A 21688-nucleotide genomic window follows, 5' to 3' on the forward strand; every position below is an offset into this window, starting at 1 on the left:
AGATAAAAAAAAGCCCGGCTCGACCGGGCTTTTTTATTGATCCTGATCCAATTTATCGGGGCGGCGTGCCGTTATCGGCAAGAACGTCGCCGACCAGATAGAGGGATCCACCGATCAAAATGCGCGGAGCGGGTGAATTCGGCACGACGAAGGCCTTGATCGCATCCAGCGCCTCGCCGACATCAGACATCGGTTCCGCCACCAGGCCGGCATCATAGGCCGCGTTTGCCAGAATGACCGGATCGATCATCGCGTCGCTGGCGCGGATCGGCACGCAATAGACCTTTTCCGCAAGACCGGCGAAGGCCTTGAAATAACCGACCGGATCCTTGGTGTTGATCATGCCGATAATCAGGAACAGAGGGCGCGGCTGGCGCTCCTCGAAATTGGCCATGGCTTCGGCGATGACTTCGCCGGCGCCGGGATTATGGCCACCATCAACCCAGATCTCCGCGCCTTCGGGTGCATGCGACATCAGATTGCCTTCCGTCAACCGCTGCAGGCGGCCCGGCCATTCGACCGAGGTCATCGCCTTTTCCATCATCGTTTCGGTGACGACGAAACCGGCGGCCTTGACGGCGCGGATGGCGGCGGCGGCATTGGCATATTGATGGCGGCCCGGCAGGCGCGGCAGCGGCAGATCGGCGAGGCCGAACTCGTCCTGATAGACCAGCTTGCCATATTCTTCGTGGGCGGAAAAATCCTGGCCGAAAACGGCCGTCGGACAACGCAGCCGCTCGGCCGTCGATATCAGCACGTCGAGCGCCGCATCATATTCCTGATGGCCGATGACGACCGGATGGCCTGATTTCATAATGCCAGCCTTCTCGGCCGCAATCAGCTCGACGCGATCGCCGAGATAGGGCTGGTGATCGAGCGAAATCGGCATGATGACCGACACGGCCGGATCGGAAATGACGTTGGTGGCATCAAAACGGCCGCCGAGGCCGACTTCGATGACGGCGGCATCGGCCGGATGCTCGGCAAAGAGGATGAAGGTCGCTGCCGTCAGGATCTCGAAGACCGTGATTTTCTGGCCGCCATTGGCGTCGGCGATGCGCCGCAGCACATCAGCGAACACGGCGTCGTCGACAAGCTTGCCGCGGCCACCCTTGACGCCCATGCGGTAGCGCTCGTGCCAATTGACGAGATGCGGCGAGGTGTGAACGTGGACGCTGTAACCGCCGGCTTCGAGCAGCGCGCGGCAGAAGGCCGTCACCGATCCCTTGCCGTTGGTGCCGGCGACATGGATCACCGGCGGCAATTTCCTATGAGGGTTACCGAGGATATCGAGCAGCCGGGTTATTCTCTCCAGGGAGAGATCGAAGCCCTTGGGGTGCAGCCCCATCAGCTTGTCAATCTCCCGTGCTGCCTCGCTCATTGCGGATTGATCCATAGCCGTCATCCCGCACCTCCGCCATCGATGATATCAGGCGCTCGCCGCTATCGCCAGCGCAGCACCATTCTTGCTCTTGGCGGACACGTCGTTTGCCGGCGCCTTGGTCAGGATCTTCAGGAGCGTGGCCAGGGTATCCGGAATGTCGTGACGCTTGATGACCATGTCCACCATGCCGTGTTCCAGCAGGTATTCCGAGGTCTGGAAGCCTTCCGGCAGCTTTTCGCGGATCGTCTGCTCGATGACGCGCTTGCCGGCAAAGCAGATTTCCGCGCCCGGCTCGGCCAGATGAATGTCGCCCAGCATGGCGTAGGAGGCGGTGACGCCGCCGGTCGTCGGATTGGTCAGAACGACGATATAGGGCTGGCCGGCTTCCTTCAGCATGTCGACGGCAACCGTGGTGCGCGGCAGCTGCATCAGCGACAGGATGCCTTCCTGCATGCGCGCGCCACCCGAAGCCGGGAACATGACCAGCGGGCATTTCTCTGAAATCGCCCGCTCGAATGCCTTGACGATGGCCTCGCCGGCAGCGATGCCGAGCGAACCGCCCATGAAATTGAACTCATGCACGACGGCAACGAGCTTGACGCCGCGAACCTTGCCGACGCCGGCAAGGATCGTGTCTTCCTGCTCGGTCTTGATGCGGCTGTCCTTCAGGCGGTCGGTATATTTCTTCGAATCGCGGAACTTCAGCGGGTCCTGCGCGACCTTCGGCTGCGGCAGGGCTTCATACTCGCCATTGTCGAAGAGATCGGCAAGGCGCGCCTTGGCCGGCATCTTCATATGGAAGCCGGAAGCGGGGATGACCCACTTGTTGTCCTCAAGATCCTTGTGGAAGACCATTTCGCCGGTCTCCGGGCACTTGATCCAGAGATTCTCCGAAATTTCGCGACGGCCCAGCATGGAGTTGATCCGCGGGCGAACGTAATTCGTGATCCAGTTCAATTCGAAACTCCTAATCGACCATATCAATCGATATCGTAGTCGTCACTTAATGCCCATAGGCCATGTCTTCAATTCGCAACGATTTGAAGACAGGCCTATATGGGGAAACTATTCGGCGGCAACAAGGCGTGCCGAGCGGGTTCCCGTCGACAGGCCCCGGACAAGCGTCGCGACGGCCTGGATGGTGTCGGCGCTGGCCTTGCCATCCTTGGTGAGGCTGGTGGCGATCTGGTTGACGATGGCGGTGCCGACGACCACGCCGTCTGCGGAGCCGCCGATTACCTTGGCATGCTCTGCCGTTTTGACGCCGAAGCCAACGCAGATCGGCAGGTCGGTGTGCTGTTTGATACGCTCAACTGCGCCCGACACCAGCGACGGATCCGGCAGAGCCGAACCGGTGATGCCGTTCATCGAGACATAATAGACGAAACCGGACGTGTTCTTCAAAACGGTCGGCAGGCGCTTGTCATCGGTGGTCGGCGTCGCCAGGCGGATGAAGTTGATGCCCTTCCTGATGGCGGGAATGCAGAGTTCGTCGTCCATTTCCGGCGGCAGGTCGACGACGATCAGGCCATCGACGCCGGCGACAAGGGCGTCATCGAGGAACTTTTCGACGCCGTAAATATAGATCGGATTGTAGTAGCCCATCATCACGATCGGCGTATCGGCATCCACTTTACGGAAATCGGCGGCGAGCTGCAGCGTCTTCTTCAGCGTCTGGCCGGCCTTCAAGGCGCGCTGGCCGGCAAGCTGGATCGCCGGGCCGTCGGCCATGGGATCGGAAAAGGGCATGCCGAGCTCGATAACGTCGGCACCGGCTTCAGGCAGCGCCTTCATGATGCCGAGCGAGGTGTCGTAATCGGGATCGCCACCCATGAAATAGGTGACGAGTGCCGGGCGGCCTTCAGCCTTCAGAGCGGCGAAGCGTTTGTCCATACGTGCGGTCATGGCGTCTAACTCACATTCCCAGAATCTTGGCGACGGTGAAGATGTCCTTGTCGCCGCGGCCGGAGAGGTTCATCAGGATGATCTCGTCCTTGCCCATCTTCGGGGCGCGCTTGATGACTTCGGCGAGGGCGTGGCTCGGCTCCAGTGCCGGAATGATGCCTTCGAGGCGCGTCAGCGTCTGAAAGGCTTCCAGCGCTTCATGGTCCATGATCGGCACATATTCGGCGCGACCGATATCGTTCAGCCAGGAATGTTCCGGGCCTATGCCGGGATAGTCGAGGCCGGCCGAAATCGAATGTCCCTCTTTGATCTGGCCGTCATCGTCCTGCAGCAGATAGGTGCGGTTGCCGTGCAGCACGCCGGGCGAGCCTGCGGTGATCGAGGCGCAATGCTCGTCGCCCTCAAGGCCCTTGCCGCCGGCTTCGACGCCGACGATCTTGACGCCTTCATCATCGAGGAAGGGATGGAAGATGCCGATCGCATTCGAACCGCCGCCGACGGCCGCGATAACGAGATCCGGCAGGCGCCCTTCGGCTTCCAGCATCTGCTGCTTGGCTTCCGTGCCGATCACAGCCTGGAAATCCCGAACCATTTCCGGATAGGGATGCGGGCCGGCGGCCGTTCCGATCAGGTAATAGGTGTCGTCGACATTGGTGACCCAATCGCGAAGGGCTTCGTTCATGGCATCCTTCAGCGTGCCGCTGCCGGCCGTTACCGGAATGACCTCGGCGCCAAGAAGCTTCATGCGGAAGACGTTCGGCGCCTGCCGCTCGACATCGGTCGCGCCCATGTAGACGACGCAGGGCAGGCCAAAACGGGCGGCAACGGTCGCGGAAGCGACGCCATGCTGGCCCGCGCCGGTTTCGGCGATGATGCGGGTCTTGCCCATGCGCTTGGCCAGCAAGATCTGGCCGATGCAGTTGTTGATCTTATGGGACCCGGTGTGGTTCAGCTCTTCGCGCTTGAAATAGATCTTCGCGCCGCCAAGTTCGGCCGTCAGGCGCTCGGCAAAGTAAAGCGGGCTCGGGCGGCCAATATAATGCGTGCCGAGAGATTTCAATTCCGCCTGGAAGGCCGGATCGTTCTTCGCCTTGTTCCATTCCTCCTGCAAATCCAGGATCAGCGGCATCAACGTTTCGGCAACGAAACGGCCGCCATAAATGCCGAAACGACCGTCCTCATCGGGGCCGGCGCGGAAGGAATTCAGTTTTGGCGTCTGGTTCACTCTCTACTCCCTGCTGCCGGTTCCGGCAGACATGCTTCTGCAAATGCGTCGAAAAACTGGTCGATCTTACCCAGATCCTTCACACCCGGCGCGCTTTCGACGGCGGAGGAAAGATCGATGCCCGTGGCCTTGGTGGATGCCAGCGCGAGCGCGACATTATCCTTGTTGACGCCGCCGGACAGCATGTAGTCGACCCGATCGTCGAGCCAGCTCATCAGGCCCCAATCGAAGGACACGCCGTTTCCACCCGGCAGCTCCGAGCCGACAGGCGGCTTGGCATCGAACAGGAAGCGGTCGGCAATGCCGATATAGGATTCGACCCGCTTCAGATCGTCGGCGTCACGCACCGACATGGCCTTCATGACCGAGACATTATAGACCGCTTTGATCGTCAAGACACGCTCCGGGCTTTCATTGCCGTGGAGCTGCAATATATCCGGCTGCACCAGCGACATGATCTCATCGAGATCGTCATTGGTGGGATTGACCGTGACGGCAACGATCTTTGCCTTGCCGCGAGCGCGCTCGGCCAGCCGGCCGGCCAGATCGGGCTCGATATAGCGTGGGCTCTTCTCGAAGAAGATGAAGCCGATATGGGTGGCGCCGCGCGCAAGCGCACGATCCACCGCTTCCGGCGTCTTCAGACCGCAAATTTTGACATCGGGGTTCATGGCAGCGGAGTGACACGAAATTTCAAAAGAGTCGAGCCTAAAGGCGACAGGCGGGGGAATTTTGCGCTGCCGAAGGCGACGGCGGGCAACAGTGCTCTTTGGCCTGAAACCTATACAATGGCCTTCATGAGGCAAAAGTCCTCACCGCACCGCGATGACGACCTTGCCCCGAGCACGGCCTGTCTCGACGTAGGCCAGCGCCTCGTTGGTCTTTTCGAACGGAAAGACCCGATCGACGACAGGTCGTATGGCTCCTGCCTCGATCAATGAGGCGATCTGCTCGAGCTGCCCGCTGCTCGGCTTCATGAAGAGGAACGAATAGCTGACGCGATGGCGTTTGGATTTTCTGCGGATGCTAAAGCTCAGCAGGCGCATGGCTTGCCGAAGCAGCCAGCCGGAACCGCTTTCCCTGGCAAACTCCGGATCTGGCGGACCGGAGATCGAGATCAGCTTCCCACCCGGCTTCAGGACGCGGAGTGATTTTTCCAGCGTATCCTTGCCAAGGCTGTTCAGCACGACATCATACCCCTGCAGGACGTTTTCGAAATCGTCCTTCTTGTAGTCGACGACGACATCCGCTCCGAGACTTCCGACCAGATCGACATTGGCTGTGCTTGTCGTCGTCGCCACGGTCGCACCGATATGTTTGGCAAGCTGGATGGCAATCGCCCCGACACCGCCCGAGCCGGCATGGATCAGAATCTTCTGCCCCTTCTTCAGGTTTGCCCGGTCGACAAGCGCCTGCCAGGCGGTCAGGGCGACGAGCGGCACCGATGCCGCCTCTTCCATTGTCAGGTTCTTCGGCTTCATCGCAACGTCGGCCTCGTTGATAGCAATGAACTCCGCGAATGTGCCGATGCGGTCCTTGGCCGGGCGCCCATAGACTTCGTCGCCGGTTTTGAATTTCCGGACTTTAGATCCGACCCGAACCACGACGCCTGCCGCGTCATTGCCCAGGATCAGCGGCAGGCGGTATGGCAGCACAAGTTTGAACTCGCCGTCCCTGATCTTGGCATCCACCGGGTTTACGCTGGCAGCATTGATCCCGACCAAAACTTCGTCTTCCCGCAACTCCGGCTCGGGGACTTCGCCCAAGCGCAGAGCAGCACCTTTCGCATAGCGATCGATCAGGAATGCCTTCATGATACTGACTTTCTTTTCCTAAGGTTGCGGCGCTAGTGGCTCAGGCTGGAAGCCTATTGAACTTCCGAAGATTTTTGTCGACGAATGACTCGGGCAGGAGGCGGCGTATGAAGCGGACCTGGCCTGCCATCTTTCCTGCGGTGTAACGTCTCTTCGGTGATGCCGCATTGGCCGCCTTAACGAGCATGTCGGCGACGATCTCCGGTGCATCTCCCGTCTCGACGATCTCCCGCATCAGCTTTTCCGCATCGGTGCGAATGGTGTCGTAGATGGGAAGCGGCTGATCAGCACGCGTGAGATTTTCCTCGAAAGACGTGCGGGTGACGCCAGGCTCGACCAGCACGACGCGAATGCCTTGCGTTCGCACCTCGTGGTCGAGCGATTCCGAATAGCCCTCGATCGCATGCTTGGTCGATGCATAGAGGGCGTTGAAGGGGGCGGGTATGAGACCAAGGATGGAGCTCACGTTGATGATCCTGCCCCTTCGCTGGCGTCTCATAATGGGCAGCACCGCATTCGTCAGACGCACGACGCCGAAGACATTCACATCGAACAGAGCCTTTGCCTGTACGGCAGAAGACTCCTCGGCACCTCCGAGCAACCCGATCCCGGCATTGTTGACGAGAAGATCGATCCGTCCTGCACGGATCACAACATCTTCGACCACACTCTGTACCGAACGGTCGTCGGTGACGTCGCAAACCAGCATCGTCACGCCATCGGAGGTGTCGGCCATCGGCTTGCGGCTGGTTCCGAACACCTGGTAACCATTGCGCCGCAGCGCTCGTGCGGTTGCCAGCCCAATGCCGGAGGAAGCGCCTGTGACCAGGGCGACGCCGCGTTCTTTACCGCTCATCTGTCTCAGCTTTCATTTTTGTCATGGAACATCGATGAAAACTAAGTTACTATCATTTCGAAACTAAGTCACTATCAAAAAGATACTAACATGCAGAATCTTTCAGACCAATCATGCCTGATTGCCCGCAGCCTCGCGCTGGTGGGGGACGCATGGAGCATGCTGATCCTAAGGGACGCCCATGCTGGGCTCACCCGATTCGATGAATTCCGCAAGAGCCTCAGCATCGCCCCGACGATCCTGACCCGTCGGCTTGCGGCGCTTACGGAGGACAGGCTGCTGGAGAAGCGCCGCTATTCGGAGCGGCCGCCGCGGGATGAGTACATATTGACTGCAGCGGGCCAGGACTTCCTGCCTGTCCTGTTTGCGATCGGCGCGTGGGGGCGAAAGCACCGCAATGCAGACGGTGTAACCCGGTTCTTCGACGCCGAGACCGGGACGGAGATCGATCCCGTCATGATCGACCGTGCAACCGGCGCTCCGATCGGCACGCGGCCGATTCGCATCGCTGCACCCGAATGAGCCACATCACGCGAAAGGGGCCAGAAGCCTTTAGCCGATAACGGCTTGCTCAATCAAAATCGATCGCGTGCAGCTGACTGCCATGGCGCTTCAGCCAGGCCTTGGCATCGTCCATGCCGGGGCAGAGCTTGCGGCAGAGCGCCCAGAAGCGCGGGCCGTGGTTCATTTCTCTCAAATGCGCGACCTCATGGGCGGCGAGATAGTCGATGACCAGCGGCGGCGCCATGACGATGCGCCAGGAGAAGCTGAGGTTTCCCTGGGAAGAGCAAGAGCCCCAACGGCTGCGGGTGTCCTTCATGGTGATGGAGGAGACAGGCGCGCGGATCGTTCCGGCGTGCACCGCCACGAGCTTTTCGAGATCGGCGCGTGCCTCTTTCTTCAGGAAAGTCGCGATGCGGCGGCCGGCATGTTCCGGCAGACCGCTGACACGCAGCACCGGCTGGCCGTCCACGATGATGGCTTCGGTGAGACCGCGCAGGGTACCTGTGTGCTCGATCCGGTGACGCACGCCGCGCAGAAGGATTTCGCTGCCGCTGCGCAGGCTGCTGTCCGTCGTGAATTTGGCGAGCTTTGTCAAAAGCCAGCCCTGATGCCGGTCGAGGAAGGCATTGACCTCGCGTGCCGCAAGACCGCGCGGAATGGTCATCTTCAGCGAGCGTCCGCCTGGCTCGATCCGAAGCGTGATGCGCGTCGCCCGCTCATGCTGGCGTATCGTCAGCGGCATCAGACGGCCGGCGACGTTCAGGGTGCGCGTTTCCGGCGCGGGTGGTTCGGCAGACGCTCTGCGGGATCTGGATAGAAGCGGAAACATGGAAGGCAGTTTTATACGATTCGGGCTGATATCTGGCAAAGAAAAACCGGCATCGCCGGATGCCGGTTTCGATTGCGTTACAGGGCCTCGGTCACGGCGTCTGGAATTCGGTCGCCGGACCGCCATTGTTGTCATTGCGCTTGACGCTGTCGCGCTCGCGCATGAAGCGGTCGAACTCGTCCTGATCCTTGGCGCGGCGCAGCTCGCGGACGTAGCTGTCGAATTCGGCGCGCATCTCGTCCAACTTGCGGCGCTCCTGCTCGAGGCGCTCAAGTTCCGCCTTGCGCCAGTCGTCGAACGCGACGTTGCCGGTGGAGAAGGAATGACGGTGACGGCCGCGATGGCGGCCGCAGCCGGCAAACATGCCGTCGGCCCTTTCATTCACATCCCGTTTGAAATCCCGCAAACGTTCCCCGAAGAGAATATAGGCGAGCATGGCAAAGCCCAGTGGCCAAAAGACCACGAAGCCAAGCACCATCAGGGCAATAGTAGCCGGAGTCCAATCCGGGCGTAGCAATGCAGATTGGTTCATCGTGAGGTATCCTCGCACGGCGCATCGCCCCTCGACCAACACCGATCGACGGAAAGGCTTCTGCGCATTTTTTAAAGCTCTACTGCATCTCAGCGCGTTCCAAGGACGCGCGGCGCGGTAAACGGCCCGATCATCTTCGAAACCGCTGGAATCGAGATGGTAACCTCTTCGTGAGCCTTCAATGGCATGTTCAGGCGGAATCGGACAAGCCCTTGAATCCGCGCGGATAATTCAACAAAAGCTAATAATTTGCGCTGCCAGAGCGTGATGACGTTCTTTTCGGACGTCATCACGCTCTAGCTATTCGATTTTGCATGATCTCATCCAAAAATCGCTGCGCCTTTTTTGGATCATGCTCCTCAGGCGGATTTCCCGCCCTTGATCACCCGCTTGACGACCGGCCGGCCGGTGCGGGCATGCTCGCGGGCAAAGGCTAAAATGCGCGGCGCGATCTCGCGGCGGAAGCGCGAGCCGTTGAAGACACCGTAATGGCCGACGTCCGGCTGCAGATAATGCATGCGCATATGATCGGGGATGCCGGTGCAGATGGTCTGCGCCGCCATGGTCTGGCCGACGCCGGAGATATCGTCATTCTCGCCCTCGACGGTCAGCAGCGCGACATTGCGGATCACCGAAGGATCGACCGGCCGGCCGCGATGCATGAGTTCGCCCTTGGGCAGCGCATGCTTGATGAACACCTGGTCCACGGTCTGCAGATAGAATTCCGCAGTCAGATCCATGACAGCCAGGTATTCATCATAGAAATCGCGGTGCTTCTCCGCCGGCTCGCCGTCGTTCTTGACGAGATGCACGAAGAAGTCCTTGTGGGCGATCATGTGCCTATCGAGGTTCATAGACATGAAGCCGGAAAGCTGCAGGAAGCCGGGATAGACGGGCCGCATGAAGCCCGGCTGCGGCCAGGGGACATTCATGATGACATTGTCGGCAAACCATTCGAGCGGCCTGTCCTTGGCCAGCTGGTTGACCGCCGTCGGATTGATGCGCGTATCGATCGGGCCGCCCATCAGCGTCATCGACGCTGGCACCAGAGGATCGCCGGCCGCCTCCATCACCGCAACGGCCGCGAGAACCGGCACGGACGGCTGGCAGACGGCAACGACATGCGTGTCCGGCCCGAGATGGTGCAGCATCTCGATGACGTAATCGATATAATCCTCCAGATCGAAGGTGCCTTCGGTCATGGGCACCATGCGGGCATCGATCCAATCGGTGATGTAGATATCGGCGCCCGGCAGAAGGGCTTCCACGGTTCCGCGCAGCAGTGTCGCATAGTGGCCCGATATCGGCGCGACGATCAGGATGCGCGGATCGATGCCGTGACCGGCGGGCAGGCTGCGCTCGAAATGGATGAGATTGCAGAACGGCTTCTTCCAGGCGATCTTTTCGTGCACCGAAACCGGCTTGCCGTCGATCGTCGTCTCATGAAGCCCGAATTCCGGCTTGCCATAGCGCCTGGTCGTGCGCTCGAAGACTTCGAGGCTTGCCGTCAACGTGCGGCCAAGCATGGTATGCGACAGCGGATTAAGGGGATTGGCAGAGGCCAAGCGCATCATGTCGGCAGCGGCGCGGAAGGGTGCGAGGGCGGCATGATTGAGTTCGTAAAACTGATAAAACATTTGGGGGCGTCACCTTTCGAGATGCCGGCGCGCGAACTTGCAAATCACATAGATTTTCAAAAGCTCATGCGCCTCATATGTCGCTGCTTTCATTGCGGCGCTCCTCCGGTTGCGCTACGCAGCAGGATGATTGCGGCTCCTCAGGCGCAATCTTCATCCTTTAAGCTCTTACTAACCAGTCTAGCAGTTTTTGCTGGGGGGCAACATAACTGCAGAGAGTTTTACCTATAAAAACGCCGGAGAAGCGATTCTCCGGCATAACAATGATCTCAAAAGATTAAAGTTCCTGAGCCTCAAGGCCTCATGCGTCTGCGAGGAAGGTCTGGCGCTGCGTGCCGAGGCCTTCCATGCCGAGTTCGACGACATCGCCCGGCTTCAGATATTGCGGTGGCTTCATGCCCATGCCGACGCCGGGAGGCGTGCCGGTGGAGATGACGTCACCCGGATGCAGCGACATGAACTGGCTGAGATAGGATACGAGGTAGGCAACACCATAGACCATGGTCTTGGTCGAGCCGTTCTGCATCGTCTTGCCGTTGACCTTCAGCCACATGCCGAGGTTCTGCGGGTCGGCAACCTCGTCCTTCGTAACCAGCCACGGGCCGATCGGACCGAAGGTGTCGCAGGACTTGCCCTTGGTCCATTGTCCCGAACGTTCCGTCTGGAAAGCGCGCTCGGAAACATCGTGCGAAACGCAATAGCCGGCGACATAATCGAGAGCATCGGCTTCGCTGACATATTTCGCCTTTTTGCCGATGACGACGCCAAGCTCGACTTCCCAATCGGTCTTTTCCGAGCCGCGCGGGATCAGCACGTTGTCATTCGGGCCGACGATGGCCGAGCTTGCCTTCATGAAGATGATCGGCTCCGGCGGCACGGTGGCACCGGTTTCCGCGGCATGGTCGGAAAAGTTCAGACCGATGCAGATGAATTTGCCGGTGCCGGCGATACAGGCGCCGATGCGGCCTTCCGCCAGTTCCGGCAGGCTCTTCGGATCGAGAGCGGCGATCTTTGCGAGACCAGCCGGCGAAATGGCCTCTCCACCAATATCGGCGACATGCGCGGAGAGATCGCGGATCTTGCCGTCGCTATCTAGAAGTGCCGGCTTTTCCTTTCCGGCTTGCCCTACACGCAACAATTTCATGGATTTTCCTTCCCTGCATTTTTCAAAGACGAGATTGCTTTCAAAGCCAAGATTGGTGACACCATATATGAACGAATTATTTACCAGTGTCATCAATCGATTTCAGAGCATAGCATGCTCCCGCGTTCCGCGTGGGAACAACAGTTTTTCTAGACCGGGGGCAATGCTCTGGCGATTTCGACGATGACAGCAAAAGCCGTATCGATATCTTCCGCTGTCGCTTCGAACTGTCCGGCCTGAAAGCGAATGACCAGGCGGCCGGCAACGCGGGTCTGCGTCAGATAGATGCGGCCGTCATTGTTGATCGCGGCAATCAGGCGCTGCGTATGGCTTTCCTGATCGGCGCCCGTCGGCGCCTTGTGATCGAACGAAAACAACGACAGAAACGGCTGGGTGACAATCTCAAAATCGGGTTCGGCCGCCAGACGCTTAGCCAGATTCTGCGACCATGCGACGTGATTGCGGATCATCCCCCGCAGCCCTTCCAGGCCGTGATAGCGCAGCAGGAACCAGAGCTTCAACGCGCGGAAGCGCCGGCCAAGCGGCACCGACCATTCCGAATAGTTGATGATGCCGTCATGGCCATGGGTACGCAGATATTCGGGCTGGATCGCCAGCGTCCGCACCAGCGTTTCCGGTTCGCGAACGAACTGGACGGAGCAATCGAATTGCGCGCCAAGCCATTTATGCGGATTGAAGACGATGGAATCGGCCCGCTCGACGCCTTGCCACAGCTCACGGAATTCCGGGCAGATCATGGCGGAGCCCGCCCAGGCGGCATCGACATGCACGTAAAGTCCGTGGGCATGCGCCACATCGACGACAGCAGCGATGTCATCGCAGGCGCCGACGCTGGTGCCACCAACGCAGGCGATAACACCGGCCGGCAGCAAGCCGGCGGCGCGGTCTTGCTCTATCGCCGCGGCAAGCGCCTGAGGATCCATGGCCTTGTTCGGACCGGCGGAGGGGATGCGCACCAGGTTCTCCGCGCCGACGCCGGAAATCCAGATGGCGCGGTCGATTGACGTATGGACCTGATCGGTCGAATAGATCCGCACCGCCTTGTTTGCAGCAAGTCCGTGGCTGTTGCCATGCCAGTCCAGCGCCCGCTCGCGCATGACCAGAACGGCGGCAAGAGTTGCGGTTGAAGCCGAATCCTGGATGAGGCCGGTGAAACTGTCAGGCAGGCCGAGGGCTTGACGCAGCCAGTCGACCACCTTGGTCTCCAACTCGGTGGCGGAAGGCGAGGTCTGCCAAAGCATGCATTGGGCAGCGATGGCGCTGACCAGATATTCGGCGATCACCGAGACCGGGGCGGCATTGGCGGGGAAATAGGCAAAGAAGCGTGGATGCTGCCAATGCGTCATGCCGGGAACGAGGATATCCTCGAAATCCTTGAAGATATCCTCCATCGCTTCGCCGGATTCCGGTGGGGAATCGGCAATATGCGCGGATATTTCGCCGGGAGCCGTCTGCGCCCGCACGGGCCGGTCCCGGAGCGATGCGCGATAATCCGCACCCCAATTCGCGGCCTTTTCCGACCAGCGCCGGAACTCCTCCCCATTCATAACGGTCCTCCCAATTCCATCAAAACGAGGCGGACCTTAGACGGGTTTTTGGGGGCGGTCGAGTATCAGAACAGCTCTTCGAGTGCAGGGCCGAGCGGCACGATACCGCTCGGATTGAGCGCCGTCACCGAATAGTAGCCGCGCTTGATGTGATCGAAGCTGACCGTCTCGGCGATCCCAGGCCAGTCGAACATGCGGCGGCAGAAGGACTGGAGATTGGCATAATCCGACAGCCTGCGGAGGTTGCACTTGAAGAGGCCGTGATAGGCGACATCGAAACGGACGAGGGTGACGAACAGCCTGATATCGCTTTCGGTCGGATGGTCGGTAAAGAGGTAGTCCCTGCCCTCCAGCTCGGCCTCAACCTGATCGAGACATTCGAACACGCCATGGAAGGCTTCCTCATAGGCGACCTGCGTCGTCGCGAAGCCGGCGCGATAGACGCCGTTATTGAGGGCCGGATAGATCCGCGCGTTGAAGCGGTCTATATCCTCGCGCCTGCCGGCCGGATAAAGATCGATGTCGTTCTGGGCGAGATCGCCGAAACCGTCATTCAGCATGCGCAGGATGTCTGATGACTCGTTGTTGACGATCGTGCCGGTCTGCTTGTCCCAAAGCACCGGCACGGTGGCGCGGCCCGTGAAGAGCGGATCGGCCTTGGTGTAGATCTCATGCATATAGGTGGCGCCGTTGACCGGGTCGTCTGTCGCGCCGGGATAATCTCCGAAACGCCAGCCCTGCTTGGTCAGCGCCGGTTCGACCACCGAGACGGAAATGACATCCTCAAGCCCCTTCAGCTTGCGGCCGATCAGGGTGCGCGACGCCCAGGGGCAAATCAACGCGACATAAAGATGGTAACGGCCGGCCTCCGCCTTGAATCCGCGCTCTCCCGACGGTCCCGGTCGGCCGTCGGGTGTTATCCAGCTGCGGAAACTCGAGGTCTGGCGGACGAAGCCGCCCTTTTCATCCTTGGCCTGGACCGGCTGCCAATCCTCAGTCCATTTCCCGTTCACCAGCAAGGTTGCGTCTCCAGTCGCGAGTGTTCTCTTCCGCGACAGCATAGCGAAACAGGATTTCGCCGAAATAACGCAAACTTGAAACAGTCTGTCTACCTGGCGAATGCGGAAGGATCTATGTATGGAAACACGTGTCTTCTGTTCAAGTTTACTGGAGCATCCCATGCCCGCATCCGTCTCGTCAGTGAAAACAGAGCATGCCAGTCGCTATCTGCAGCAGCTCTGCAAGCACTGGAGCCACCGATTTGAGGTGGAATTCAATGAAACGGCCGGGAAGGTGCCTTTCAGCGCCGAAGCCTCTCTTGGGCTGGCGGCCAATCCCACCAACCTGATCATGACGCTGAGTGTTGAAAAGCCCGAGGATCTCGAACGCATGCAGGCAGTTGTTGCCGATCACCTCAAGCGTTTTGCATTTCGCGAAGAGCTCGATGTGATCTGGACTGCCGACGAGAGCCGAGTATAGACACGCCTCATATGTTGATGGCCAACCACGAAATCCCTGCAAAAAGACCTGCAACTGGTTCCCACTGATGGAAAGAAGCCCCAATGACATCAAGCAACAATCGCGAATCGCAGTATCCGATCGATAAGATCTTCCTCGATCGCTGGTCGCCGCGCGCCTATTCCAACGAGACCATGCCGGAAAAGGATCTGCTGACCATTCTGGAGGCTGCCCATTGGGCGCCATCCGCTTCGAACCTGCAGCCCTGGCGCTTCGTCTATGCCCTGCGCGGTTCGGAGAACTGGGACAAGTTCCTCGATCTTCTGATCGAATTCAACCAGGGCTGGGCGAAATCCGCTGCGGCGCTGCTCTTCGTCATCTCGCGCACCCATAGCGGCGAACTCGGTTCCGCCGAGCAGAAGCCCAGCTACAGCCACTCCTTCGATGCTGGCACTGCCTGGGGCTTTCTGGCGATGCAGGCACATCTAGCCGGCTATGCAGCCCACGGCATGGGCGGCTTCCATGTCGAGAAGTCCTACGAGGTTCTCGGTATTCCTGAAGGGTTCCGCGTCGAGACCGCTGTCGCGATCGGCAAGATCGGCGACAAAAACCAGCTACCGGAAAAGCTGAGGGAGCGCGAGGTGCCGAACCATCGCAATCCGCTTTCCGAGGTTGCCTTCAATGGCAGGTTTATCGCCAAGTAATTGATATCAATGGAAAAGGCCCGCCAGATGTTCTGGCGGGCCTTTTTGTTTCTCGTGACAGGGATCAGATGTCGAGATTGGCGACGCTTAGCGCATTTTCCTGAATGAACTCGCGCCGGGGCTCGACCTCATCGCCCATAAGCCGGGCAAACAAGCCGTCGGCATCGTTCGCATCCGCGACCCTGACCTGCAACAACGAGCGCGCATTCGGATCCAGTGTCGTTTCCCAGAGTTGCTCGGCATTCATTTCGCCAAGGCCCTTATAGCGCTGCATGGTAAGACCCTTGCGGCCGGCGGTGAAGATCGTTTCCAACAGTTTGCGCGGGCCGGAAATCTCGGTTTCGCCATCGCGGCGCACGAGCTTCGGCGGCACGACGTAGGTTTCCTTGAGCCGGACGCCGAGCTGGTCGATGAGGCGTGCATCCTGCGAACCGATCAGCGCCATGTCGAGAAGCACGACTTCCTTGACGCCGCGCACCATGCGCTCGAAGCGCAAACCGCCCTCATCCGTCACGAGGCCGGTCCAGCCGCGTTCGGTTTCCTCGGCGATGATATCGAGCCGCTTGGCGACGTCATCAACGAGCACCGCGGCCCGCGCCCGATCGCTGACCAGTTCGGCATTGAGCGCGCCGGCAATCGCCGCCTGTTCGACGACATCGCGGTTATAGCGCGAATGCAGATTGTCGAGCAGCGTGCGCAGGCGCAGCGCATCGAAGATAACCTCGCGCAGATCCTGTCCTGCGCGCACCTCGCCATTGCCAAGCCTGAGGCTCGCATCGTCAAGACCCTGCGCGATCAGATATTCTTCCAGCGCCTTCTCATCCTTCAGATATTGCACCGATTTGCCGCGCGTCACCTTATAGAGCGGCGGCTGGGCAATATAGAGATGGCCGCGTTCGATGAGATCGGGCATCTGCCGGAAGAAGAAAGTCAACAGCAGGGTACGGATATGGGCGCCGTCGACGTCGGCATCCGTCATGATGATGATCTTGTGATAGCGCAGCTTGTCGGCGTTGAATTCGTCCTTGCCGATGCCGGTACCGAGTGCGGTGATCAGCGTGCCGATTTCCTGGCTCGAGAGCATCTTGTCGAAGCGGGCGCGCTCGACGTTGAGAATCTTGCCGCGCAGCGGCAGGATCGCCTGATTTTCGCGCGAACGGCCCTGTTTGGCCGAACCGCCTGCCGAATCGCCCTCGACGAGGAAGACTTCGGACTTGGCGGGATCGCGTTCCGAGCAGTCGGCGAGCTTGCCGGGCAGCGAGGCAATATCGAGAGCGCCCTTGCGCCGGGTCAGCTCGCGCGCCTTGCGGGCGGCCTCGCGGGCCGCAGCGGCTTCGACAACCTTGCCGACCAGTACCTTCGCATCGGACGGATGCTCTTCGAGCCAGGTGCCGAGCGCTTCATTGACGAGGCTTTCGACCACCGGGCGGACTTCCGAGGAAACCAGCTTGTCCTTGGTCTGCGAGGAGAATTTCGGATCGGGAACCTTGACCGACAGCACAGCCGTCAGGCCTTCGCGGCAATCGTCACCCGTCAGCGTCACCTTTTCCTTCTTGGTGATGCCGGATGACTCGCCGTAGGAGGTGATCTGGCGCGTCAGCGCGGCGCGGAAGCCGGCCATATGCGTGCCGCCATCGCGCTGCGGGATGTTGTTGGTGAAGCAGAGCACGTTTTCATGGTAGCTGTCGTTCCACCACATGGCGACTTCGACAGTGATGCCGTCCTTCTCGCTGCGGATCGACACCGGCTTTTGGACCAGCGGCTTCTTGGCGCGGTCGAGATAGGCGACGAAGGCTTCCAAGCCGCCGTCATAGAGCATCTCTTCCTGCCTGATGTCGGAATGACGCTTGTCGGTCAAAAGGATGCGCACGCCGGAATTCAGGAAAGCAAGCTCGCGCAGGCGATGCTCCAGCGTGCCGTAATCGAATTCCGTCATGGTGAAGGTGTCAGAGCTCGGCATGAAGCTGACTTCGGTGCCGGTCTCATTGCCGGCATCGCCGGTTTCCTTGAGCGGCGCATCGGCCACGCCGTGGGTGAAGCTCATTTCGTTGATCTTGCCCTGGCGGCGGATCTTCAGCTTCAACCAGACGGACAGTGCGTTGACGACGGAAACGCCGACGCCGTGCAAGCCGCCGGAGACCTTGTAGGAATTCTGGTCGAACTTACCGCCGGCATGAAGCTGGGTCATGATGACTTCGGCGGCCGATACGCCTTCGCCGGTATGGATATCCGTCGGGATGCCGCGGCCGTTATCGGTTACCGTCACCGAACCATCGGGATTGAGGGTGACCGTGACGATGTCGGCATAGCCACCCAACGCCTCGTCGATGGCGTTGTCGACGACTTCGTAGACCATGTGATGCAGGCCCGAACCGTCATCCGTGTCACCGATATACATCCCGGGTCGCTTGCGCACGGCATCAAGGCCCTTCAGAACCTTGATGCTGTCTGCGCCATACTCGGCGTTACCGCCGTTTTCGGTTACGGATATATCGGTCATTTTATTGAAGTCTTTCCAGTGTTTAGAGAATCTCGCCGATCACTGACGAATCAGCGGTTTTTCTTTCCCTGAATATAGGATGTTTCACCCCGAACTTCCAAACGGAAGGCCCCTAAATCAGGTATAAAACAGGGGATTGAGGCGCTTTTCAGCCTGATTTGCCGCCATTTTCGAGAACTCGAGATAGCTCTTGTATCGTTGCTGCGTCAAGATTGCGAATCTTGCCGGCCAAGTGGTTGACGAAGGCCGTATATTCAGGTGCAAGCCCCGACGTGTCGACGACGACGCGGGGGTCGGAAAAGCGCGCCAATAGGAACAATTCCTCGGCTTCGTCCCAGATGATGTTGAAATATCCGGCGATGCGCTGCAGCAGATCAAAGGTCGGTGTCCCGCGTTTTCCGTGTTCTAAGGCGGATAAATAAGCCGGCGTCACATTCAGCGCGGCCGCCATTTCCTTTTGCGAGACGCCCTTGCGCAGCCTGAGCTTTCTCACCGCTTCGCCGAAGGGGGTCAAGGCTTGTCCCCCTTCAGGCGCGACAGGCGGATATAGAGCGCGCCGTCGCCACCATGATGTTGCGCCGCCGTCTCGTAGGAGGAGATCAGAAATCGGAATTCCGGCTTGGAAAACCAGAGCGGTACCGCGCGCTTGAGCGCCCCTTCGCTGCCCATGGAGCTGCCCTTGCCTGTTATGACAAGCACATGGCGAAGCCCGCGGCCATGAGCGCGCAGGAGGAAATCCAGAAGCATGCCATGCGCCTCGCTCTGGATGAGGCCGTGAAGATCGATCCGGGCCTCCAGCGCCAGCCGCCCCTTGGCGATCTTGCGCTTGACCGGACGTTCGAGCTGGTGGTGGCGGCCGGAAGGCTGTTTGGCGGGCGTCGGCACATTTTGCGGGTCGGTTGGCACCGGAGCCGTTCCCGCCTTTGCGGCGCGGGCCTTTTCCTCGCTCTCCGCTTCGGCTGCCAGCGCTGCTTCGAAAGCCTCCATATCGGCCATTCGGCCGGCCATGGGCCGGGTGCTCTTGGCTACCCTGCCCCAGAGGATGCGGTCCTCCGCGCTGAGCTTATGCTCCTTGTTCTTTCGTTCCGAGGCCATCAGCCGAACCTTCGCGCCGCCGCCTTTGGAATGAATATATAAAAATCGGCGTCATTGCGCACTGTGCCGGCGAGCTCCCCGGCATCATAGCCCGAACCGGTAAATATATCGCCGCGCGCCGGCCCGACGATGGCGGAGCCTGTATCCAGCGCCAGCATCAGCCGCGCGAAAGGCTTGCCGGCATCAAGATGAGTGAGACTTTCCGAGCGGATGAAGAAGGGAAAGCCGAAGGTATGGATCAGGCGATCCACCGCAAGGGAACGGCCGGCAAGCAGAGGCACCTTGGCGGCGGCGATCGGACCGAGCGTGGGGTCGCTGACATCGGCCTCGCGGAAGAAGATATAGGACCGATTGTGCCAGAGAACCTCGTCGACCTCCCGTGGGTGGGCATAAAGCCAGTCGCGGATCGTCTGCATGGATATCGTCGCGCGGTCGAGCATACCCCGCTCGATGAGCAGGCGCCCGACCGCCGAGAAGGGATGCCCGGCCTTGGCGGCATAGGTGATGCGGCCCATGCGCCCATCCGGATAGCGCAGGCGGGCAGCCCCCTGCACATGCACGAAGAAGACGTCGACCTTGGATTTCGCCCAGGCGATCTCCAGCCCCTTGCTCTCAAGATAACCGCGATCGATCTCGCCGCGATCGGGATAGGCTGAAATCGCACCGTCGCGGAGGCGTCCGAACATATAGGACGGGTCGAGACCCGCAGGCCGATTGCCGTCGTCCAGGTCGATCAGATCATCCGGTCGCCGGTAGAAGGGATAGCGATAGGTCTCGTCCGGCGTGGCCGAAACCTCGATCTCCGGCTCAAAGAATGCGGTTACGAACCCTTTGGCGCCATCGCCACGGCGAATGAAGAAGGGCCGGCAATGCTCTTCGAAGAAGGCACGTGCCTCGGCCGCATCGCGTGGTTCCCAATCTTCGGCGGCATCGAGCAGAACCAGAAGTTCATCGGCGGTCAGCCCGGCAGCGCCGGTGCGGTAGGGCTTTACGTCGCGGATATGGGTTCGACAGTCCTTCATGGCGCGAAAAAGGCTGGAAGGATCGTCGTCCTTCCAGCCCTTCAGATCGGCGAAGGTTGCCGGTTCCAGTCTGAAATCCTGCAATGGGCTCGTCATTGTTCAGATTCGGTCGCCACAAGTTTCCAGTTCGGATCGCGGGAACGGGTGTCGCGGGCGAAAGTCCAGAGGTCGCTGACCTCGGCCACGGCCTCGGCGTCGCCGTCGATCAGCGTGCCGGCCTTGTCGTAGGTCGCCGAAATCATCTGGCTGACGATGCGCATGGTGACGAAGGCTTCGGTTCCCTTGATCTCGGCGCTGAGAATATCGGCCTTGTCGATGCCGACGAAGGTCGATTTGACCTTTTCGCCCTTGGCCTCGCGATCGGCGATTGCTGCGTCGAAGCCGTCATAGACCTCGCGCGAAAGCAACCCCTTCAGGGCCTTGCGATCGCCATCGGCAAAAGCCATGACGATCATCTCATAGGCCATGCGGGCGCCATTGACGAATTCCTTCGGATTGAAGGCGGGATCGGTCTTGCTCACTTCGCGCAGAGAATCATTGAGCGGCGTGCCGGCCGGGGTGAAGGCGTCGACGGCGGCGAAGCGATCCTCCTCTTCCGCCGTGTCGCGACGCGGCAAGGTCACCACCTTGCCGGCATCCGGCGGCGTCGGGCCATTCACCGGATCGGCGGAACCATAGAGATCGCGCGGCGGCTTCTCATTCCCCGTGCGGCGGCCAAGGACACTGCGCAACTGAAAGAAGATCAGCACCGCTGCCACCAGGAAAAAGATCGTCACAAAGTCGTTTGCACCCATCTCGTATCGGAACCACCGTTAAAATTAAAGTTTCAATCCCCATATAGTCCGCATCCATCTATCATTCAAATAGCGGACCAGTTTCTTTATTATGCGCGATCAACTAACGCTTATGCCGAGAAACCCGCGTTCAGGACCAGGATAACATGCGCCTATCGCTTCTACCTATCTTCGTTTTTCTGATGCCGCTCGCGGAAATCGCCGGCTTCATCGTCGTCGGAAAGATGGTTGGCGTCTGGGCGACGCTGGGGCTGGTGATCCTCAGCGCCCTGCTCGGTGCGGCGCTCTTGAGAATACAGGGGATCGGCATTCTCCAGCGCATCTCGACCGAGAGCCGCAACGGCGGCGATCCCGGCCGCGAGATGGTGCATGGCGCCATGATCGTTATCGCGGCCTTCTTCCTGATGCTGCCGGGCTTCATCTCCGATATCATCGGCCTGCTGCTTTTCATTCCGGCCGTGCGCGATCTCGCCTGGAGGATCCTGCGCAACCGTATCGTCGTCGTCGGCAATTCCCGCGCCTTTCGTCGCGGTCAAGGACCGGGCGCCGGTCCGCAGGCTCAGCCAAGCAAACCCGGAACGGTCGTCGATCTCGACGAAACCGATTTCCATCGCGAGCCTAAGCGCAACTCGCCCTGGTCCGATCAGAAGCGGCTCGAGGACTAGAACAGTGGTCCAAAAAGCGCCGGGGCATAAGGGTTGTAAGCCCCAATTCGAA

23 protein-coding genes are annotated in these 21688 nt (G+C 60.0%); 4 read left to right on the forward strand and 19 right to left on the reverse strand.

Going from position 1 to position 21688, the window contains the following annotated elements; all coding sequences use genetic code 11:
- Positions 1-52: 52 nt before the first annotated feature.
- From FHT29_RS29750 to FHT29_RS29780, 7 genes are all read right to left on the reverse strand, one after another.
- The gene (locus tag FHT29_RS29750; RefSeq protein WP_047559502.1) at positions 53-1381 is read right to left on the reverse strand and encodes a folylpolyglutamate synthase/dihydrofolate synthase family protein; all 1329 of its coding nucleotides are present in this window, start codon (positions 1379-1381) and stop codon (positions 53-55) included.
- Positions 1382-1429: 48 nt separating this feature from the next.
- Positions 1430-2341 carry an acetyl-CoA carboxylase, carboxyltransferase subunit beta gene (accD, locus tag FHT29_RS29755; protein WP_037195553.1) on the reverse strand — a complete coding sequence of 304 codons (912 nt, stop codon included), beginning with the start codon at positions 2339-2341 and terminating at the stop codon, positions 1430-1432.
- A 108-nt stretch (positions 2342-2449) separates the two neighbouring features.
- Entirely contained in the window at positions 2450-3289 is an 840-nt protein-coding gene (trpA, locus tag FHT29_RS29760; RefSeq protein ID WP_168600818.1) for a tryptophan synthase subunit alpha, read from the reverse strand.
- Between the two features lie 10 nt (positions 3290-3299).
- A complete protein-coding gene (gene trpB, locus FHT29_RS29765) occupies positions 3300-4514 on the reverse strand; it encodes a tryptophan synthase subunit beta (RefSeq protein ID WP_037195558.1) in 1215 nt (404 codons plus the stop codon).
- Positions 4511-5185 (reverse strand): phosphoribosylanthranilate isomerase, encoded by a 675-nt coding sequence (locus tag FHT29_RS29770; protein ID WP_037195560.1) that lies wholly within the window; start codon positions 5183-5185, stop codon positions 4511-4513. Before FHT29_RS29770 ends, trpB begins: the two co-directional genes overlap by 4 nt.
- Before the next feature lie 141 nt (positions 5186-5326).
- Positions 5327-6328, reverse strand: a complete 1002-nt coding sequence (locus FHT29_RS29775; RefSeq protein ID WP_047559342.1) for an NADP-dependent oxidoreductase — start codon at positions 6326-6328, stop codon at positions 5327-5329.
- A 40-nt stretch (positions 6329-6368) separates the two neighbouring features.
- Positions 6369-7184 carry an oxidoreductase gene (locus tag FHT29_RS29780; RefSeq protein WP_047559343.1) on the reverse strand — a complete coding sequence of 272 codons (816 nt, stop codon included), beginning with the start codon at positions 7182-7184 and terminating at the stop codon, positions 6369-6371.
- Between the two features lie 90 nt (positions 7185-7274).
- Here FHT29_RS29780 and FHT29_RS29785 point away from each other — a divergent pair, with 90 nt between their 5' ends.
- Positions 7275-7706 (forward strand): helix-turn-helix domain-containing protein, encoded by a 432-nt coding sequence (locus tag FHT29_RS29785; RefSeq protein WP_047559344.1) that lies wholly within the window; start codon positions 7275-7277, stop codon positions 7704-7706.
- Between the two features lie 49 nt (positions 7707-7755).
- Here FHT29_RS29785 and FHT29_RS29790 read toward each other — a convergent pair whose 3' ends face one another.
- From FHT29_RS29790 to FHT29_RS29820, 7 genes are all read right to left on the reverse strand, one after another.
- The gene (locus FHT29_RS29790; protein WP_037195567.1) at positions 7756-8517 is read right to left on the reverse strand and encodes a SprT family zinc-dependent metalloprotease; all 762 of its coding nucleotides are present in this window, start codon (positions 8515-8517) and stop codon (positions 7756-7758) included.
- Positions 8518-8608: 91 nt separating this feature from the next.
- Positions 8609-9049: a DUF2852 domain-containing protein gene (locus FHT29_RS29795; RefSeq protein ID WP_047559345.1), complete on the reverse strand. Its 441-nt coding sequence runs from the start codon at positions 9047-9049 to the stop codon at positions 8609-8611.
- An 89-nt stretch (positions 9050-9138) separates the two neighbouring features.
- The gene (locus FHT29_RS29800; RefSeq protein WP_047559348.1) at positions 9139-9339 is read right to left on the reverse strand and encodes a hypothetical protein; all 201 of its coding nucleotides are present in this window, start codon (positions 9337-9339) and stop codon (positions 9139-9141) included.
- Between the two features lie 69 nt (positions 9340-9408).
- Entirely contained in the window at positions 9409-10686 is a 1278-nt protein-coding gene (gene phaZ / locus FHT29_RS29805) for a polyhydroxyalkanoate depolymerase (protein ID WP_168600819.1), read from the reverse strand.
- 301 nt (positions 10687-10987) lie between these two features.
- Positions 10988-11830 (reverse strand): fumarylacetoacetate hydrolase family protein, encoded by an 843-nt coding sequence (locus FHT29_RS29810; protein WP_047559504.1) that lies wholly within the window; start codon positions 11828-11830, stop codon positions 10988-10990.
- 149 nt (positions 11831-11979) lie between these two features.
- The gene (locus FHT29_RS29815; RefSeq protein WP_168600820.1) at positions 11980-13398 is read right to left on the reverse strand and encodes a pyridoxal-dependent decarboxylase; all 1419 of its coding nucleotides are present in this window, start codon (positions 13396-13398) and stop codon (positions 11980-11982) included.
- Positions 13399-13463: 65 nt separating this feature from the next.
- Positions 13464-14417: a glutathione S-transferase family protein gene (locus FHT29_RS29820; protein ID WP_168600821.1), complete on the reverse strand. Its 954-nt coding sequence runs from the start codon at positions 14415-14417 to the stop codon at positions 13464-13466.
- Positions 14418-14577: 160 nt separating this feature from the next.
- Between FHT29_RS29820 and FHT29_RS29825 the strand changes: the two genes are divergently transcribed.
- Positions 14578-14877 carry a DUF2218 domain-containing protein gene (locus FHT29_RS29825; RefSeq protein WP_092573055.1) on the forward strand — a complete coding sequence of 100 codons (300 nt, stop codon included), beginning with the start codon at positions 14578-14580 and terminating at the stop codon, positions 14875-14877.
- Between the two features lie 83 nt (positions 14878-14960).
- The gene (locus FHT29_RS29830; RefSeq protein WP_168600822.1) at positions 14961-15560 is read left to right on the forward strand and encodes a nitroreductase family protein; all 600 of its coding nucleotides are present in this window, start codon (positions 14961-14963) and stop codon (positions 15558-15560) included.
- 64 nt (positions 15561-15624) lie between these two features.
- On the opposite strand, the gene gyrB is transcribed toward FHT29_RS29830, so the two are convergent.
- The 5 genes from gyrB to FHT29_RS29855 all read right to left on the reverse strand — a co-directional run bounded on the left by gyrB (position 15625) and on the right by FHT29_RS29855 (position 20971).
- Positions 15625-18060 (reverse strand): DNA topoisomerase (ATP-hydrolyzing) subunit B, encoded by a 2436-nt coding sequence (gene gyrB, locus FHT29_RS29835; RefSeq protein ID WP_168596400.1) that lies wholly within the window; start codon positions 18058-18060, stop codon positions 15625-15627.
- A gap of 148 nt (positions 18061-18208) precedes the next feature.
- The gene (locus FHT29_RS29840) at positions 18209-18574 is read right to left on the reverse strand and encodes a helix-turn-helix transcriptional regulator (RefSeq protein WP_047559359.1); all 366 of its coding nucleotides are present in this window, start codon (positions 18572-18574) and stop codon (positions 18209-18211) included.
- The gene (locus FHT29_RS29845) at positions 18571-19155 is read right to left on the reverse strand and encodes a Smr/MutS family protein (RefSeq protein WP_047559362.1); all 585 of its coding nucleotides are present in this window, start codon (positions 19153-19155) and stop codon (positions 18571-18573) included. Before FHT29_RS29845 ends, FHT29_RS29840 begins: the two co-directional genes overlap by 4 nt.
- The gene (locus FHT29_RS29850) at positions 19155-20273 is read right to left on the reverse strand and encodes a murein transglycosylase A (RefSeq protein ID WP_168600823.1); all 1119 of its coding nucleotides are present in this window, start codon (positions 20271-20273) and stop codon (positions 19155-19157) included. The genes FHT29_RS29845 and FHT29_RS29850 overlap by 1 nt, the downstream gene beginning before the upstream one ends.
- On the reverse strand, positions 20270-20971 hold the full coding sequence (locus tag FHT29_RS29855; RefSeq protein WP_168600824.1) for a Tim44/TimA family putative adaptor protein: 702 nt from the start codon (positions 20969-20971) through the stop codon (positions 20270-20272). The genes FHT29_RS29850 and FHT29_RS29855 overlap by 4 nt, the downstream gene beginning before the upstream one ends.
- 146 nt (positions 20972-21117) lie before the next feature.
- Between FHT29_RS29855 and FHT29_RS29860 the strand changes: the two genes are divergently transcribed.
- Positions 21118-21636 (forward strand): FxsA family protein, encoded by a 519-nt coding sequence (locus tag FHT29_RS29860; RefSeq protein ID WP_034510816.1) that lies wholly within the window; start codon positions 21118-21120, stop codon positions 21634-21636.
- The last annotated feature ends 52 nt before the right edge of the window (positions 21637-21688 follow it).

The sequence above is a fragment of the Rhizobium sp. SG741 genome (assembly GCF_012275435.1).
GTDB classification, from domain to species: domain Bacteria; phylum Pseudomonadota; class Alphaproteobacteria; order Rhizobiales; family Rhizobiaceae; genus Rhizobium; species Rhizobium lusitanum.